The organism is Streptomyces sp. ISL-1, from assembly GCF_018614585.1.
Classification (GTDB): Bacteria; Actinomycetota; Actinomycetes; order Streptomycetales; family Streptomycetaceae; genus Streptomyces; species Streptomyces maoxianensis.
The window spans coordinates 24,470-40,021 of record NZ_JAGGOI010000007.1 but is presented as its reverse complement, the minus strand read 5'-3'; the positions used below and the strand labels follow the sequence as shown (position 1 = coordinate 40,021).

13 protein-coding genes are annotated in these 15,552 nt (G+C 69.0%); 3 read left to right on the top strand and 10 right to left on the bottom strand.

Annotation, left to right across the window (positions count from 1 at the left end; all coding sequences use genetic code 11):
- Window positions 1–139 precede the first annotated feature (139 nt).
- Complete coding sequence (locus J7E87_RS05650) at window positions 140–769, top strand: hypothetical protein (protein ID WP_215090558.1); 630 nt, start codon at window positions 140–142, stop codon at window positions 767–769.
- 63 nt (window positions 770–832) lie between these two features.
- Here the strand turns inward: J7E87_RS05650 and J7E87_RS05645 are convergent, their stop codons facing one another.
- From J7E87_RS05645 to J7E87_RS05625, 5 genes are all read right to left on the bottom strand, one after another.
- Window positions 833–1,453: a hypothetical protein gene (locus J7E87_RS05645; RefSeq protein ID WP_215090556.1), complete on the bottom strand. Its 621-nt coding sequence runs from the start codon at window positions 1,451–1,453 to the stop codon at window positions 833–835.
- 82 nt (window positions 1,454–1,535) lie between these two features.
- On the bottom strand, window positions 1,536–2,237 hold the full coding sequence (locus J7E87_RS05640) for a ribonuclease HII (RefSeq protein ID WP_215090554.1): 702 nt from the start codon (window positions 2,235–2,237) through the stop codon (window positions 1,536–1,538).
- Window positions 2,238–2,408: 171 nt separating this feature from the next.
- Window positions 2,409–3,317, bottom strand: a complete 909-nt coding sequence (locus tag J7E87_RS05635; RefSeq protein ID WP_215090552.1) for an ADP-ribosylglycohydrolase family protein — start codon at window positions 3,315–3,317, stop codon at window positions 2,409–2,411.
- 12 nt (window positions 3,318–3,329) lie between these two features.
- On the bottom strand, window positions 3,330–3,989 hold the full coding sequence (locus J7E87_RS05630) for a histidine phosphatase family protein (protein WP_215090550.1): 660 nt from the start codon (window positions 3,987–3,989) through the stop codon (window positions 3,330–3,332).
- Between the two features lie 250 nt (window positions 3,990–4,239).
- Entirely contained in the window at window positions 4,240–4,845 is a 606-nt protein-coding gene (locus J7E87_RS05625) for a YdbC family protein (protein WP_215090548.1), read from the bottom strand.
- A gap of 289 nt (window positions 4,846–5,134) precedes the next feature.
- On the opposite strand from J7E87_RS05625, the gene J7E87_RS05620 reads away from it, so the two are divergent.
- Window positions 5,135–5,665 carry a TerD family protein gene (locus tag J7E87_RS05620; protein WP_215090545.1) on the top strand — a complete coding sequence of 177 codons (531 nt, stop codon included), beginning with the start codon at window positions 5,135–5,137 and terminating at the stop codon, window positions 5,663–5,665.
- Window positions 5,666–5,745: 80 nt separating this feature from the next.
- On the opposite strand, the gene J7E87_RS05615 is transcribed toward J7E87_RS05620, so the two are convergent.
- Window positions 5,746–8,637, bottom strand: a complete 2,892-nt coding sequence (locus J7E87_RS05615; protein ID WP_215090543.1) for a vitamin B12-dependent ribonucleotide reductase — start codon at window positions 8,635–8,637, stop codon at window positions 5,746–5,748.
- 171 nt (window positions 8,638–8,808) lie between these two features.
- On the bottom strand, window positions 8,809–9,321 hold the full coding sequence (nrdR, locus tag J7E87_RS05610; protein WP_215090541.1) for a transcriptional regulator NrdR: 513 nt from the start codon (window positions 9,319–9,321) through the stop codon (window positions 8,809–8,811).
- A gap of 559 nt (window positions 9,322–9,880) precedes the next feature.
- On the opposite strand from nrdR, the gene lexA reads away from it, so the two are divergent.
- Complete coding sequence (gene lexA / locus J7E87_RS05605; protein ID WP_215090539.1) at window positions 9,881–10,666, top strand: transcriptional repressor LexA; 786 nt, start codon at window positions 9,881–9,883, stop codon at window positions 10,664–10,666.
- Window positions 10,667–10,767: 101 nt separating this feature from the next.
- Here the strand turns inward: lexA and J7E87_RS05600 are convergent, their stop codons facing one another.
- The 3 genes from J7E87_RS05600 to J7E87_RS05590 are packed head-to-tail and all read right to left on the bottom strand — an operon-like array spanning window position 10,768 to window position 15,517.
- Complete coding sequence (locus J7E87_RS05600) at window positions 10,768–12,738, bottom strand: ATP-dependent DNA helicase (RefSeq protein ID WP_215090537.1); 1,971 nt, start codon at window positions 12,736–12,738, stop codon at window positions 10,768–10,770.
- Between the two features lie 52 nt (window positions 12,739–12,790).
- Window positions 12,791–14,728, bottom strand: a complete 1,938-nt coding sequence (locus tag J7E87_RS05595; RefSeq protein ID WP_308312861.1) for an IucA/IucC family siderophore biosynthesis protein — start codon at window positions 14,726–14,728, stop codon at window positions 12,791–12,793.
- A 51-nt stretch (window positions 14,729–14,779) separates the two neighbouring features.
- Window positions 14,780–15,517, bottom strand: a complete 738-nt coding sequence (locus J7E87_RS05590; RefSeq protein ID WP_215090535.1) for a GNAT family N-acetyltransferase — start codon at window positions 15,515–15,517, stop codon at window positions 14,780–14,782.
- Window positions 15,518–15,552: the final 35 nt, after the last annotated feature.

The window sequence follows — 15,552 nt, the reverse complement described above, 5'->3', positions numbered from 1 at the left end:
TGCTCGTTGCCGCATGCTCACGGGGCAGGGAGAATTGGAGCGCTCCCCAGGTGGCCCGTTCGCGGTCCGGAAGGGCCGTGCCGCGGTGGGCCCCACTCGACCCTGCCCGCACTGTCGGCGCGTATGCGAAGGGAGGACCGTGACCTTCGGATTCGCTCCGTCCGCAGCCACTTCGCTGGCGACGTCGGCCAACTCCGTCAATCGGCTTGCCAGGATGCTCGAGCCCGCCGAGTGGGCGGCGGCCGGCATACCTCTGTTGCGCAACCCCCGCGAGGTGGTCAGCGGCTTGCACACCCGGCACCGGCCGAAACCGGCGACCGCCGTAGTCGCCGTTCTCGACCACGAGGAACGGCTCGCTGCGAGCGCGTCGTTCCCCCGGCGATCCGTGCCGGTCGACGGCTGGGAGTTCCGCAACCTACTGCTGGCCCATCTGCGTCGGGTCATCCCGCACGACCTGCGCCGCCGCACGCCCGTGCGCACCGCCGTGCTGCTCTACTGCCGCGAGGGCGACGAGCGCTGGACGGAAGAGGACGGAGCGTGGATGTGGGGGCTGCGGGACGCGTGCACCCTGCACGGGTTGCGCTGCGGTGCGTACATCACGCTGACGCGCGGGGGATGGCAGGTGCTGGGCGACGGCCGAGGTGGCCGTCGGCCCGACTCCACCTCGTTGCCGGGCGACCTCGCCGACACCGCGACCGACATCGAACCGGTGCCGCTGCGCACCGCGAGTGGCGCGGCCGAAGCATTTCGGCGCACGGCGGCACGCTGAGGGCGCCACCTTCCGGCTGCCCACCAAGGGGCAGCCGTCCGGTAGTTGCCGTGCGGCGACGGCTCAGACGCCCCTGCCGAGCACGGTGTTGATCCGCTCGGGATCGCCGCAAACGATCAGCAGCGCGTTCGCCTTCGCCAGGGCCGCGGGCAGTGTGCGGGCGGCTGCGTCGTCGGCGCCGCCGTTGACCGCGACGACCACTACGGGACGGGCCGAGGCCCGTCCCACCGCAGCGGCGTCCGCGTAGAAGACGTCGTCGCGGGCGTCGTGCTGGGCCCAGTAGGCAGCCTCGCCGAACGACTGCTCGTGCTCGGCCCACGGGTGCTGGTCACCGGTGGTGAGCACCAGGACGTCGCCCGGAGCACGGCCGGAGTCGAGCAGCAGGTCGACCGCCTCGCCGGCGGCGTCGAGCGCGCCGTCCGCCGGGGCGGGGATCAGTTGGATCTGCGGCGTTGAGGGCTTTTCCGGCCGGGAAGCTTGCGACTGCCCGGCAGAGTGGTGCGTACGCGGTGTTGGCGGCGCGGGCCTGGCGGGACCGGGACCCGGGTGTCCGGGACGCGGCGAGGCCGCGGAGCGCGGACCGGGTACGGGACGGGGGGTCGGCGCGGTGCGGCCTGCGGCCTGCGTGGCGCGGGGACCCTGGGCACTCTCGTGAATCTGAGGCTCCTCGGGGATGAGAGGCATGGATGGATGTCTATCAAATGCCGGTGAAGAGGGCATCGGCGGGTGGGTACATGAGTACGACTGGCCTGATGGGAAGGCGGGTTCAGAATTCGAAGCCGAGCTGGCCCCCGCTTTCCAGCGCGACCGCCTCCGCGGAAATGCGGACCTTCTTGAGGTGCCGCCACTGGGGCAGCGCGTCGAGATAGGCCCAGGAGAGCCGGTGGTAGGGCGTTGGCCCCAGCACTTCGAGGGCCGCCTTGTGCACGGGCGAGGGGTAGCCGGCGTTGTCGTCGAAGGCGAAGTCGGCGAATTCCCCGCGTAGTTCGGCCATCATCGCGTCCCGGTGCACCTTGGCGATCACCGAGGCGGCCGCGACCGCGACGCAGGACTGGTCCCCCTTGATGACCGTACGGACATTCCAGGGGGATCCCAGGTAGTCGTGCTTGCCGTCGAGGATGACCACCTCCGGACGAATCGGAAGCGCGTCCAGTGCCCGGCCTGCGGCCAGCCGCAAGGCCGCGGTCATCCCCAGTTCATCGATCTCCCCCGGCGAGGCGTGGCCCAGGGCATGCGCCGTGACCCACTTCTCCAGCAGCACGGCAAGTTCCGTACGGCGCTTGGGGGCGATGAGCTTGGAGTCGGTGAGCCCTTCGGGCGGTCTGCGCAGGCCGGTGATGGCCGCGCACACAGTGACCGGACCGGCCCACGCCCCGCGTCCGACCTCGTCGACACCGGCAATGATCTTGGCACCGGTAGTGGCTCGGATCGAGCGCTCGACTGTGTGTGTGGGTGGTTCGTACGGCATGGCGCCAGCAAGATTACGCCGCCCGACCCGGCCCGCGACACCGGGTTCCCGTGACCGGGCTCCGCGACATCTCCACGTCGGCGCCCAACAGGCTCTGAACCGGCTCCACGCCCGCGGTCAGCCGTTGCCCGGGCCGGAGCAGCGGCACCATGCGGGATCCGCGGCAGCGGCTCAGTGGGCCCGCTTGGGTCCCCAGTCCGGGAGGGTTTCGGTCTGCTCCAGCCAGGCCGCCGGGGGCTGCCCCGACTTGCCCGCGGCGACCACGCCGCAGGCAATCGCGCACGTGGTGTCCACGTCGCCCCCGACCTGCGCGGTCGTCCAGAACGCGCGCTCGAAGTCGCCGAGCGAACGGGCCGCGGACCACAGGGCGAACGGCACGGTGTCGTGCGCACTCGTGCGCCGCCCGCTGCCGAGAACGGCGGCGACGGTCCCCGCATCGTCGTAGTCGAGCATGTCCCGAGCCCGGCGCAGACCCGCTCCCACCGCGCTGCGCGGTACGAGCGCGACGACACCGTCCAGCAGCTCCGCGGGCCCCGGCTGCCCGGCCGGATTCGCGGCGAGCGCGGCGGCGGCCGCCACCGCCATGGCGCCGACCACCGCCTCACGGTGCTGGTGCGTGGTGTACGAAGAGATTTCGGCTTGGTGGGTGGCCTGCTCCGGATCGGAGGCGTACCACGCGCCGAGCGGCGCGATACGCATCGCGGAGCCGTTGCCCCACGAGCCCTGGCCCTGGAAGAGCCCTGCGGCCAGCTCGCGCCAGTCGCCGCCCTCCCTGATCAGCCGGAGCATCCGGTTTACCGCGGGTCCGTAGCCACGGTCGAAGTCGTGGTGCTCGGCGAAGGACCTGGCGAGTGCGTCCTGGTCAACCCGGCCGTGGGCCGCGAGCACAGCAAGCACCGAGCAGGCCATCTCGGTGTCGTCGGTCCACTGCCAGGGGCCTGGCGGCAGCTCTCGCCGCTTCAGCAGTGGATAGTTCGAGGGAACGAAGAACTGGGAGCCCAGGGCGTCTCCCACGGACAGTCCGCGCAGGCTGTCCAGGGCGCGTTCGAAGCGCCGGTCACGAGAGGAGTCAGCGGTCATCTTCCTGCCACTCTATCCGGTGACCCCGTACGGCTCGGGGGTGCGCCAGCGCTCGAACGGCCGGTCAAGCGTGTAGCGGCCGTCCTCGCCGAGCTGCAGCATGCGGGTCTCGGCGTTGCCCGGGTTGGACAGCGACTCGAACTCCGGGACCGACCAGTGGAACCAGCGCATGCAGAACAGCCGCATGGTCAGCCCATGCGTCACCAGGAGCACGTTCGGCGGGTGATCCGGCGCCTCGAAGCTGCGGTACAGGCTCTCCAGGAACGCTCCGACACGGTCGTACACATCCGCTCCCGACTCGCCCTGGGCGAAGCGATAGAAGAAGTGGCCGTAGGCGTCCCGGTACGCCTTCTGCAGCCGTACGTCGTCCCTCTCCTGCCAGTTCCCCCAGTCCTGCTCGCGCAGCCGTGGCTCCTCCCTGACGCGCACCAGCTCCGGATCGAGGTCGAACGCGCGGAAGGTCTCATGGGTGCGGCGGTAGGGCGATACATAGACGCTGACGCGCTCACGTCCGAAAAGCTCACGCAGCCGCGCGCCCGTCTCCTCGGCCTGGGCCCAGCCGGTGCTGGTCAGCCGCAGAGCGTGGTCGGGCTCGCGTTCGTACACGGTGTCATCGGTGTTTCCCTCCGACTCGCCGTGCCGGACGAGGACGATGCGTCGCGGTCGTGCCATGGCACGACAGTAGATCGGCCCGGGCTCGGCCGCGTATCCGGGGCGGCGGCGGCATCGGCGGTCGGCGGCAGAAGGCGCTCGCCCGCCGACGGGGCGGGCGGTCAGCCAGTACGCGCCGAGCAGCCCGCCCGTCGGTGTGGCGGAGTGGAGGGTCGGGCGGGCCGACACGGTGGCAGGAAGCAACCGTCGGCCGGTCGACCGCGCATCGCGCGGACGACCAGCCGCGCGTCCACCGCACGCGCCCGGGCCTTCAGACCGTCCAGGACGGTTCGAGCTGCACCACATCACCGGCCAGCGCCGCGACATCCGCCTCGGTCTGCGCCCGCAGCAGCAGCCGCTCCACCCGCTCCCTGCGGTACTTCCCGTGCTCGGCCGCCGAATGCCACATCGACATCACCAGGAACTCGCTTCCCGGCGCCTCCCCGAACACCCCGCGCACCATCCCGGGCGACCCGGCCATCGCCGGGTTCCACACCTTTTCCTGCATCAGCGCATAGTGCTCGACCCGGTCCTCGCGCACCCTGCAGTGCGCGACCCGCACCACGTCGGCGCCCGTGAACCGTGGCTCGAATCCCGTCTTCACATCGAAGCGGTAGTCGAACAGCTTGACCTGTATGTCCTTGTACGTCCCCGACTGCCCGGACGCCAGCCGGTCATGGGAGCGCGCCATGAACGAGTCGTAGAACGCCCGGCTCTCCCAAAAGGCGAAGACATGGGCGACATGCGGCCGCCCTTTGCTCCACCCACCGCCCTGGCCCCGGAATCCCGGCTCACCCAGCAGCCCCGCCCACTTCCGCTGTCCCCGTTCGAACCCACGACGGTCCACCACGGTGCAGCGAATCCACTTGACCAGCACCGCGCCATCGTACGGCGCGGAACGTGGCGCCGGTCACGCTCCGGCAGAGTGCACTCGTACCAGCTCGACCGAATCCCCGACGTCCAGTTCGATCCCGAACACCTCTTCCAATACCGGCGCCGGCCCGACCGCGGAGACCATGCGCCGCTCGCGGATGCGGTCTGGGCCCGCTGCAGCCGCGCAGCGTCTCCTGGTCCCGATGATGCGAACCCCGTGGCGCGGGAGAGTGAGCGTGGCAGCATGGTCAACCGACGTGAAACACCAGGCAGTTACGGCGAAGGGGAATCCGGTGAGCAGTCTGAACAAGGGGATCCGGAAGGCCGAGGTGACACTCAAGTGGGATCCGAGCCCTCTGGGCGAGTCGCCCCACGACCTCGACATCGTCGCCGCGACGTACGAGGCGGACGCCCCGACCGGAGAACCGGTGTACGTCGTCCACTTCGACAGCCGGTCGCCCGACGGCACCATCATCCTGACCCGGGACAGCAAGAACGGTCAGGGCTTCGGTGCCGACGAGGTCATGACGCTGGAGTTCGAGCGTCTGGCGGCCACATTCGGGCGCGTCGTCGTGGGAGTGGTCATCCAGCAGCGGGACGGACGAAAGGTGTTCGGCGACATAGCGAACCCCCTCGTGCGGGTTCTCGAGGGACACACCGAGCTGGGGAAGAGCGACTTCACCGGAGTGGCTGGAGCCACCGCCGCAGTCGTCGGCGACTTCACCCGAGGCGAGGCAGGCGACTGGGAATTCCGCGAGGGCCTCCGCGGATTCGACGCCGATCCGCAGTCGTTCATCACGTTGATGGGCAACAGTACTTACTGAGCCGCCTCGCATCGGATACGTAGAAGAGAACGAGAGAGGGGCGCCGGCCCATGGCCGGCGCCCCTCTCCATCAGGCGGTATCAGCTGCAGCCGCTGGTCGAGCCGCAGCCCTCGCAGATGTAGCAGGAGCCGGCCCGCTGCATCTTCGTCCCGCAGGAGAAGCACAGCGGCGCGTCCGCGCTGATGCCCAGCTGCATCTCGACGAGTTCCGCCGAGGTGTGCGCCTCCTTCGGAGCCGGAACCTCCGCCGTCGGTGCGGCGACGGCCTTCAATTCCTGGTGACGCGGCGCGGACTGGGCCAGACTCTCAACGTCCATATCCTCGTCGGACGGCACGTACGAACCGGTCTCCAGGTGACGCTGACGCTCGTCGGCCGAGTGGATGCCGAGCGCGGAGCGCGTCTCGAAGGGCAGGAAGTCGAGCGCCAGGCGGCGGAAGATGTAGTCGACGATCGACTGCGCCATCCGCACGTCCGGGTCGTCCGTCATGCCGGCCGGCTCGAAGCGCATGTTGGTGAACTTCGAGACGTACGTCTCCAGCGGGACGCCGTACTGCAGACCCACAGAGACGGCGATCGAGAAGGCGTCCATCATGCCCGCGAGGGTGGAACCCTGCTTCGACATCTTCAGGAAGACCTCGCCGAGCCCGTCGTCCGGGTAGGAGTTGGCGGTCATGTAGCCCTCGGCGCCACCCACAGTGAAGGAGGTGGTGATGCCGGGACGGCCCTTCGGAAGGCGCTTGCGGACGGGGCGGTACTCGACGACCTTCTCGACCGCGGCCCGGATCGTCTCCTCGGTCTTCTCGGTGACTGCGCTGGTCTCGAACTTGTCCTTCCCCTTGGTCTTGGCGGAGAGGGGCTGGCCGACCTTGCAGTTGTCGCGGTAGATCGCGAGCGCCTTGACGCCCATCTTCCACGCCTCGAAGTAGACCTCTTCGACGTCCTCGACAGTGGCGGTCTCCGGCAGGTTGACCGTCTTGGAGAGCGCGCCGGAGATCCACGGCTGGATGGCCGCCATCATGCGGACATGGCCCATCGCGGAGATGGAACGCTCACCCATCGCACAGTCGAAGACCTCGTAGTGCTCGGTCTTCAGACCGGGAGCGTCGATCACAATGCCGTGGTCGGCGATGTGGGCGACGATCGCCTCGATCTGCTCCTCCTGGTAGCCCAGGCGGCGCAGGGCCTGCGGGACCGTGCCGTTGACGATCTGCATCGAGCCGCCGCCGACCAGCTTCTTGAACTTGACCAGGGCGAGGTCGGGCTCGAGGCCGGTGGTGTCGCAGGACATCGCGAGACCGATGGTGCCGGTGGGCGCGATGACCGAGGCCTGCGCGTTGCGGAAGCCGTTCTTGGCGCCGAGGCGGATCACGTCCTGCCAGGCCTCCGTGGCGGCGGCCCAGATCGGCGAGTCCAGGTCGTCCATGCGGACGGCAGCGGTGTTGGCGTCGGCGTGCTGCTTCATGACCCGCTGGTGCGGCTCTGCGTTGCGGGCGTAACCGTCGTACGCGCCGACGACGGCGGCAAGCTCGGCGGAGCGCTTGTACGACGTACTCGTCATCAGCGAGGTGATGGAGCCGGCCAGAGCACGGCCGCCGTCGGAGTCGTACGCGTGACCCGTGGCCATCAGCAGGGCGCCAAGGTTGGCGTAACCAATGCCCAGCTGACGGAAGGCGCGGGTGTTCTCGCCGATCTTCTGGGTCGGGAAGTCCGCGAAGCAGATGGAGATGTCCATCGCGGTGATGACCAGCTCGACGACCTTGGCGAAGCGCTCGACCTCGAAGGACTGGTTGCCCTTGCTGTCGTCCTTGAGGAACTTCATCAGGTTCAGCGAGGCGAGGTTGCACGAGGTGTTGTCCAGGTGCATGTACTCGCTGCAGGGGTTCGAGCCGTTGATCCGGCCGGACTCAGGGCAGGTGTGCCAGTTGTTGATGGTGTCGTCGTACTGGATGCCGGGGTCGGCACAGGCCCAGGCCGCCTCGGCCATCTTGCGGAAGAGCGACTTGGCGTCGACCTCCTCGATGACATCGCCAGTCATCCGGGCGCGGAGGCCGAACTTCCCGCCGGCCTCGACGGCCTTCATGAAGTCGTCGTTCACACGGACCGAGTTGTTGGCGTTCTGGTACTGGACGGACGTGATGTCGTCGCCGCCCAGGTCCATGTCGAAGCCCGCGTCACGCAGGGCGCGGATCTTCTCCTCTTCCTTGACCTTGGTCTCGATGAAGTTCTCGATGTCAGGGTGGTCGACGTCGAGGATGACCATCTTGGCCGCGCGGCGCGTGGCGCCACCCGACTTGATCGTTCCTGCGGACGCGTCGGCGCCCCGCATGAAGGAGACCGGGCCGGAGGCGTTGCCGCCGGAGGAGAGCAGTTCCTTGGAGGAGCGGATCCGCGAGAGGTTCAGGCCGGCGCCGGAGCCGCCCTTGAAGATCATGCCCTCTTCCTTGTACCAGTCGAGAATCGACTCCATGGAGTCGTCGACGGCCAGGATGAAGCAGGCGGAGACCTGCTGCGGCTGGGGCGTGCCGACGTTGAACCAGACCGGCGAGTTGAAGCTGAAGATCTGGTGCAGGAGGGCGTAGGCCAGCTCGTGCTCGAAGATCTCGGCGTCGGCGGGCGAGGCGAAGTAGCTGTAGTCCTCGCCAGCCTTCCGGTACGTCTTCACGATCCGGTCGATCAGCTGCTTCAGCCCGGTCTCGCGCTGCGGAGTGCCGACGGCCCCGCGGAAGTACTTGCTGGTGACGATGTTGACCGCGTTCACCGACCAGAAGTCGGGGAACTCGACGCCACGCTGCTCGAAGTTGATCGAGCCGTCGCGCCAATTGGTCATGACGACGTCACGGCGCTCCCAGACCACCTCGTCGTACGGATGCACGCCGGGGGTGGTGTGGATTCGCTCGATACGCAGACCCTTGCTCGGCTTCGATCCCTTGGCGCGGGACCCTCGTGCCGGGCCGCTCGTCGTCTCTGTCATGCCGCCTCCCATACATGGGCAAAAACGCCCTGAAGTGCCCAGTTCTTCCCGGGGCACAGTCTGTGTCTGATGCCGCGGTCGCCGCGCGCGGCGTCCGTAGCAGGTCCTTTGCCGCCCTGCTGCCGACCGGCGGGCCGATGGGGCGGGCCCAAGCCGCTCGGCCGGTGTTCCTCAGTCGGCGGCGGTGGCGGGCACGGGGACCTCTAGGGTCTCGCCGGTCCCGCGTTGTTTTGCGGGAGGCCGTTGCTCGCGGAGCTCCGCGATGGCGGCCTCGAAGTCTTCGAGTGAGTCGAAAGCCCGGTAGACGGACGCGAAGCGCAGGTAGGCGACGAGGTCGAGTTCCTGCAGAGGGCCGAGTATGGCCAGACCCACGTCATGAGTGGTCAGCTCGGCGCTGCCGGTGGCGCGCACCGCTTCCTCGACCCGCTGGCCGAGCTTGGCGAGGGCGTCCTCGGTGACCGGCCGCCCCTGGCATGCCTTGCGCACGCCGGAGATGACCTTGGTACGGCTGAAGGGCTCCGTCACTCCGCTGCGCTTGATCACCATCAGCGAGGCGGTTTCCACCGTCGTGAAGCGACGGGAGCAGTCAGGACACTGCCGACGACGCCGGATCGACGTTCCGTCGTCGGTGGTGCGACTGTCGACGACGCGGCTGTCGGGGTGCCTGCAGAAGGGGCAGTGCATGGCTCCCAACCCCCTTTCACAGCACGACTGAATGGCTCGTCAGGCCGGTTGAGGCCCTTCGAAGCAGTCCCAAGCATAGGCGATGGCCACGGTCTTGAAGGACCGGGGACCACAACTTCTGGGCGGTTGACACAATCCAACCACTAGATCTGGGGTTTTGGTCGCACGTTCGACCCTCAACGCGTGTCGCGCGGCGACGGCACAATACGACCGGCGTACGAGGAGTGACGCAGCGACACGGGCGCGGCCCGGGACCGGCCACGAGCGTACGGGAGAGGCGCGGCTCCGCGGATTCGGGGCTGCCGGGTGCAAGACTGGGAAGCACCCCAAGACCGGCAAGCACCCCGGAATCGGCCGGCGCCACCCCGCCCACCGCACTCCGACCGTGAACGTTGCCGTAGAGGCCTGAATTGCCTTACGGTCCGAGCGTTCGCACATACACCCAGGCAGGCACCAGCGTCAGACAATCTGCGATTTTTCACTCGAACGTGTGTTTGGCGCAACCTTTCGAAACCCACTACCGTTGTCCAGCTAGGGAGACCATTCGAGAGGGGCCGACGTGACCACCACCGCAGACAGTGCCACCATCACTGCCCAGGACCGCTCCCAGAACCGATTCGAGCCGGTGCATGCCATGAATGACGCAGCCACGAGTCCCGAGGGACCCAAGCCCACGCGTTCGCTGCCCGGCCGACCTCCAGGGATCAGGGCGGACAGCTCCGGTCTCACGGATCGGCAGCGGCGCGTCATCGAGGTGATCCGTGACTCCGTGCAGCGGCGGGGATACCCGCCGTCGATGCGCGAGATCGGCCAGGCGGTCGGGCTGTCCAGCACCTCCTCCGTCGCGCATCAGCTGATGGCGCTGGAACGGAAGGGCTTCCTGCGCCGGGACCCGCACCGGCCCAGGGCCTACGAGGTGCGTGGCTCCGACCAGCCGAGCACCCAGCCGACCGACACGACGGGCAAGCCCGCCGCCTCGTACGTACCTCTGGTCGGTCGGATCGCGGCCGGTGGCCCGATCCTCGCCGAGGAGTCGGTCGAGGACGTGTTCCCGCTCCCCCGCCAGCTTGTCGGCGACGGCGAGCTGTTCGTGCTGAAGGTCGTCGGCGACTCGATGATCGAGGCTGCGATCTGTGACGGCGACTGGGTCACCGTGCGCCGCCAGCCCGTCGCGGAGAACGGCGACATCGTGGCAGCGATGCTGGACGGCGAGGCCACGGTGAAGCGTTTCAAGCGGGAGAGCGGCCATGTGTGGCTGCTCCCGCACAACGCGGCTTACCAGCCCATTCCGGGCGACGAGGCCACCATCCTCGGCAAGGTGGTGGCGGTGCTCCGGCGGGTGTGACCCACCCGCCGGCTCTGACCGGGCCCCGGGACCCACTGCGCCGGTCCCGGGGCCCTGCTCTGCCCGGACTGCCGTCCGTCCGGGCAGACTTTCCGTCCTGCCTACTTACCGTCCGCCTTGGCCACGGCGTCGATCGCGGCCAGCGAGCGACGCACTTGGTTGCGGTCCGTGGTGTACCAGAAGTCGGGCAGCGAGGCGCGCAGATAGCTGCCGTAGCGGGCGTTCGCCAGCCGCGGATCGAGCACCGCGACGACGCCGCGGTCACCCATGGCCCGCACGAGACGCCCCGCGCCCTGGGCCATCAGCAGGGCGGCATGGGTCGCGGCGACAGCCATGAATCCATTGCCGCCGGCCTCCTCCACTGCCTTCTGGCGGGCGCTCATCAGCGGGTCGTCGGGGCGCGGGAACGGAATCCGGTCCATCACCACCAACTGGCAGCTGGCTCCCGGCACATCGACGCCCTGCCAGAGCGAGAGCGTGCCGAACAGACAGGTCTCCGGGTCGGCGGCGAAGGACTTGATCAGCTCCCCCAGCGTTTCCTCGCCCTGGAGCAGGATCGGCTTGTCGAGCCTGCCGCGCAGCTCCTCGGCCGCCGCCTGGGCGGCTCGCATGGAGGAGAAGAGGCCCAGCGTGCGGCCACCGGCCGCCTCCACCAGATCGGCGAGCTCGTCCATCATGTCGCCGCGGGAGCCTTCACGGCCGGGTGTCGCCAGATGGCGGGCGACATAGAGGATGCCTTGCTTCGGATAGTCGAAGGGCGAGCCGACGTCGAGCCCCTTCCACTGCGGAACGTCTTCGCTTGCGGTGCCCTCGGGGGCCAGACCGAGGGAAGCACCCACCCCGTTGAAGTCACCGCCGAGCTTGAGCGTGGCGGAGGTCAGCACCACCGAGCGCTCGGCGAAGAGCTTCTCGCGCAGCAGACCGGATACGGAGAGCGGGGCCACCCGCAGTGACGCGCCGAAGCGGTCGTGGCGCTCGTACCAGACGACGTCGTACTCGGACCCCTGGGTGATGCGCTCGGCGACATCGTGGATGCTCTCGACGGCGGCCAGGGCCTGCTTGCGGACGGAGTCCTCGTCCTGGACGGACTTGTCGCGAGTGCTGCCGAGGGCGGAGATGACCGTGCGAGCGGCGTCGCGCAGTGCCATCAGCGCGTATCCGAGATCCTCGGGGATTTCTTCGAGGCGGCCGGGAAGGGCGAGCTCCATCAGCCGCTCAAAGGTCTCGGAGGCGGTCTGGAGAGCATCTGCGGCCTTCTCGTTGACCAGCTTGGCGGCGCGGCGCACGGCACGGTTGACCTGGCCGGGGGTGAGCTCGCCGGTGGCAACGCCGGTGACCCGGGAGACCAGCTCATGCGCCTCGTCGACGATCAGCACCTCGTGCTGCGGAAGCACCGGGGCGCCCTCGATCGCGTCGATCGCGAGAAGCGCGTGGTTGGTGACGACGACATCCGCGAGCTTCGCGCGCTCACGGGCCGCCTCTGCGAAGCATTCGGCACCGTACGCGCATTTCGTGGCCCCGAGGCACTCCCGGGAAGAGACGGAAACCTGCGCCCAGGCCCGGTCGGAGACTCCGGGCGTGAGGTCGTCGCGATCTCCGGTCTCGGTCTCGTCCGACCAGTCGCGCATCCGCAGCAGATCCTGACCGAGCTTGCTGGTGGGCGCGGCGGCCTCGAACTGGTCGAAGAGGCCGTCTTCCTCCTCCTGCGGCACACCCTCGCGCAGGCGGTGCAGACAGAGGTAGTTGGAACGCCCCTTGAGCATCGCGAACTCCGGCCGGCGCCGCAGCAGCGGGTGCAGCGCATCGACCGTACGCGGAAGATCACGCTCCACGAGCTGTCGCTGAAGAGCCAGGGTGGCCGTCGCCACGACGACCCTCTCCCCGTGGGCCAGGGCGGGCACCAGATAGCCGAGCGACTTTCCGGTGCCGGTGCCGGCCTGGACGAGCAGGTGGGAATTGTCGTCGACTGCCTCGGCCACGGCCTCGGCCATGGTGACCTGGCCAGGCCGTTCCACCCCGCCGACGGCGGTGACGGCGGCGTGCAGTAGCTCGGGGAGGGATGGCTTCGTCATAGCCCGACCAGCCTACGGGGCACCACTGACAACGCGATCACACCTCGTCTCATCAGTAGGCGCTCAGCGGGTTGGGGACCGTGCCGTGGACGGCGGCGTGGGGGCGGTCAGGGCGGTCGCGGTAGCCGTCGAGATGCAGCCGGTTGCGGTTCAGGCAGAGGCGCTCGATACGCGCTGTGAGCAGGTCGAACGTCTCGTAGCGTTCTTTGAGCTCCGGGAAACGGGCCTGATGCCGCAGAATCTCCGCCCGTACGAGCGAGAAGAACTGCTCCTCCGGGACGCCCAGTTGCTCCTGGCACAGGGGTGCGAGGAAGCGGAAGACGCCGACGAAGAGCCCCGAGTGGATGAATTGTGTGAGGAAGGCGGGCTCCTCGGTAAGGAGGGTCTTTCGTACCTCGTCAGGCATCGAGTCGTGCTCGGGCAGCGGCTGGGCGCTGATGTTCACATCGTCGACGAAGTCCTTGATCGCCAGGCGTACCGGGACGTTCTGGTCGTCGAAGACGACGATGGCGTTCTCGCCGTGCGGGGAGAAGACGGTGCCGTAGCGGTAGAGGAAGCGCAGCAGCGGCGGCAGCAACGCGGAGAAGAGCCGCTGGAGCCAGACGGCGGGGGCGAGTGAGGATCGTGCGACCAGCTCGGCGGTGAAAGCGCGGCCCTGGGGGTCGACGTGCAGCAGAGAGGCAAGGGTGCGGGCCCGCTCGCCAGGGGCGAGGCGGGGCTCCAGCGGCTCGCGCCAGATCGCGCCGAGGAGTTCTTTGTACTGGTACGGCACCTCGGGGAGGTGGTCGTAGAGGGGGTGCTCGACGGTGACGGATGCGACTTCCCCGAGGAGGATCACGCCGCATTCGTCGCGCAGAAAGGGGTCCGCGTCGCGCAGGCCGTGCACCCAGGAAGTGACGGCGGGAGCGGCGAGTGTGCGTTCGGTGGGGAGACCGCGCCAGACAAGGGTGTTGAGGATGGACAGCGGCAGTTTCACTGTGTGCCGGTCGGCGCGGTCCACGTTGACGAAGGTACGGATGGACTGCTGCGGCAGCCTTAGATCACCGTCCGTGGGGAGCGGGACGATCTCGCCCCGCGCGACAGCGGGCGCGAAGAGCGGCAGAAGCACTTCGTCCCACTGCCAGGGGTGTACGGGGAGCAAGAGGTACGTGTCGGGGTCGAGGTCCCTGGCGCGCAGCGCGGCGGCGAAGGAGTCGCGGACGGGACCGTCGAGTTCACGGGCGTACAGGTCGTCGGGTCCGGCGAGTCCGGGGACTCCTCGGTAGGCGGCGAGGGTGCGGCTGACCGCGATCCACGGAAGCCGGGCGGGCCTGCGGGCCTCGGGCGACCAGCGGGCGGTGTCCGTGGCGGAGAACCCGATGCGGCCCTTGTTGAGCACGAGCCACGGGTGGCCGGTCTGGTGGCCTTCGAGTTCGGCATAGCCGAGGTCGGCGAGTTCGTGCGCGAAAGGCGAGTGGTGACCGAGTCCGGTGTCCGCGACAAGGGTGGCGGTCAGCTCACGGACGAGGTGGCCCAGGGTGGCGCCATCGAGGTCCAGGAGACGGCGGGCGCGGGCGAGGAAGGCGAGAGGGTCGGTGAAGGCCCGGCCCTGGTGGTCGATGGAGTCCGGATCGACGCGCCAGCTTCCGTACGCTCCGCGCCGGGCCAGGAAAGTCAGGTTGCTGCCGTCGTCGAGCGTGAGGCTGTACTGCTCGCCGCCACAGCCGGCGTCCGTGGGTGGGCCCGGGACTGTGGGCGGGAGCGGTTCTGCGGCCGCCCGGGGGGTCCGTTGGGCAGCCGGAGCTGTGGCCGGAATGCCGGCTCGGAGCGGGTCCGCCTCTCGGGGCCCGACCGGGACCGGCTCGATGATCTCTTCGTAGGCGAACTCGCCGAGCATCTTGGCAAGGAGCCGCACGGCCGCACGGTCCCAGGCCTGTGGGTTGAGCCCGGGCGGGGTGGAGAGGACGGAGGGCGACTGTTCGGAGTCAAGGGTGGCAGGGGACTTCGGCACGTGGACTCCTCGAGTGGAACCGATGCGGGTCGAGCGGTGTAAGTGAGTCGTTCACAGCAGGTTGCGAAGCGCGCGATCGCGGACCATGAGGGCGGCTCGTTTGTCGGGGAGGTCGACTTCGGCGGAGAAGCGGAAGCCGGCGCTCAGGAAGGCGGAGACGGAGGGGGTGTTGCGCAGGTCGGGTTCGGCGATGACGCGTGCGCATCGGGGCCGATTGTCGAGTACGAGATCGGCGACGGCTCTGAGAAGGGTCGAACCGACACCGCGGCCGCGATCGGGGACCCCCCCGATCAGGAGGTGGATACCAGTGTCGTGGGGACGGCCCGGGTAGTGCCGCGCCAGGGGGTCGAGATCGGCGCGGTAGATCTCGAAGTAGCTCATGGGGATGCCGCTGAGCACGCCGAGGCAGGGGATGCTGCGTCCGTCGCCGTCGAGCTGGGCGCGCAGATGGGAGGCGGTGACGGAGTCGGGTCCCGCCAGTTCCCAGAAAGCGGCCACTGCCGGGTCGTTCATCCAGCGGCTGATCAGTGCCAGATCGCGTTCGATGCGTACGGGGACGAGATGGAAAGCCCCGGCGGAGGTGGTGGCGGAGCCCCAGTCGGCGGGGTTGTCCAGCAGATAGCCGCTGCCACTGGTGTCCCCCTCCCCGGGGTCACCGGACTGCTCGTCCCCCCCGAACAGCGCGAGGAGCTCCTCGGGGAGCCGCAGATCCAGCGTGTCCTCGACGCCCCCGCCGAGTTGGGGGGTGGGACCGGCTCCGGTGTCGGTGCTCGCATCGGTGGGAGTCACAGCGGGGCTCTCCTCTCGCAGTTCGGTCGGGTTGT

Bases quoted from the DNA above. Each gene is read 5' to 3' on its own strand.
- J7E87_RS05635 (WP_215090552.1), bottom strand. From the start codon at position 3,317: ATGACCGCTGACTCCTCTCGTGACCGGCGCTTCGAACGCGCCCTGGAC.
- J7E87_RS05640 (WP_215090554.1), bottom strand. From the start codon at position 2,237: ATGCCGTACGAACCACCCACACACACAGTCGAGCGCTCGATCCGAGCC.
- J7E87_RS05630 (WP_215090550.1), bottom strand. From the start codon at position 3,989: ATGGCACGACCGCGACGCATCGTCCTCGTCCGGCACGGCGAGTCGGAG.
- J7E87_RS05615 (WP_215090543.1), bottom strand. From the start codon at position 8,637: ATGACAGAGACGACGAGCGGCCCGGCACGAGGGTCCCGCGCCAAGGGA.
- J7E87_RS05600 (WP_215090537.1), bottom strand. From the start codon at position 12,738: ATGACGAAGCCATCCCTCCCCGAGCTACTGCACGCCGCCGTCACCGCC.
- nrdR (WP_215090541.1), bottom strand. From the start codon at position 9,321: ATGCACTGCCCCTTCTGCAGGCACCCCGACAGCCGCGTCGTCGACAGT.
- J7E87_RS05645 (WP_215090556.1), bottom strand. From the start codon at position 1,453: ATGCCTCTCATCCCCGAGGAGCCTCAGATTCACGAGAGTGCCCAGGGT.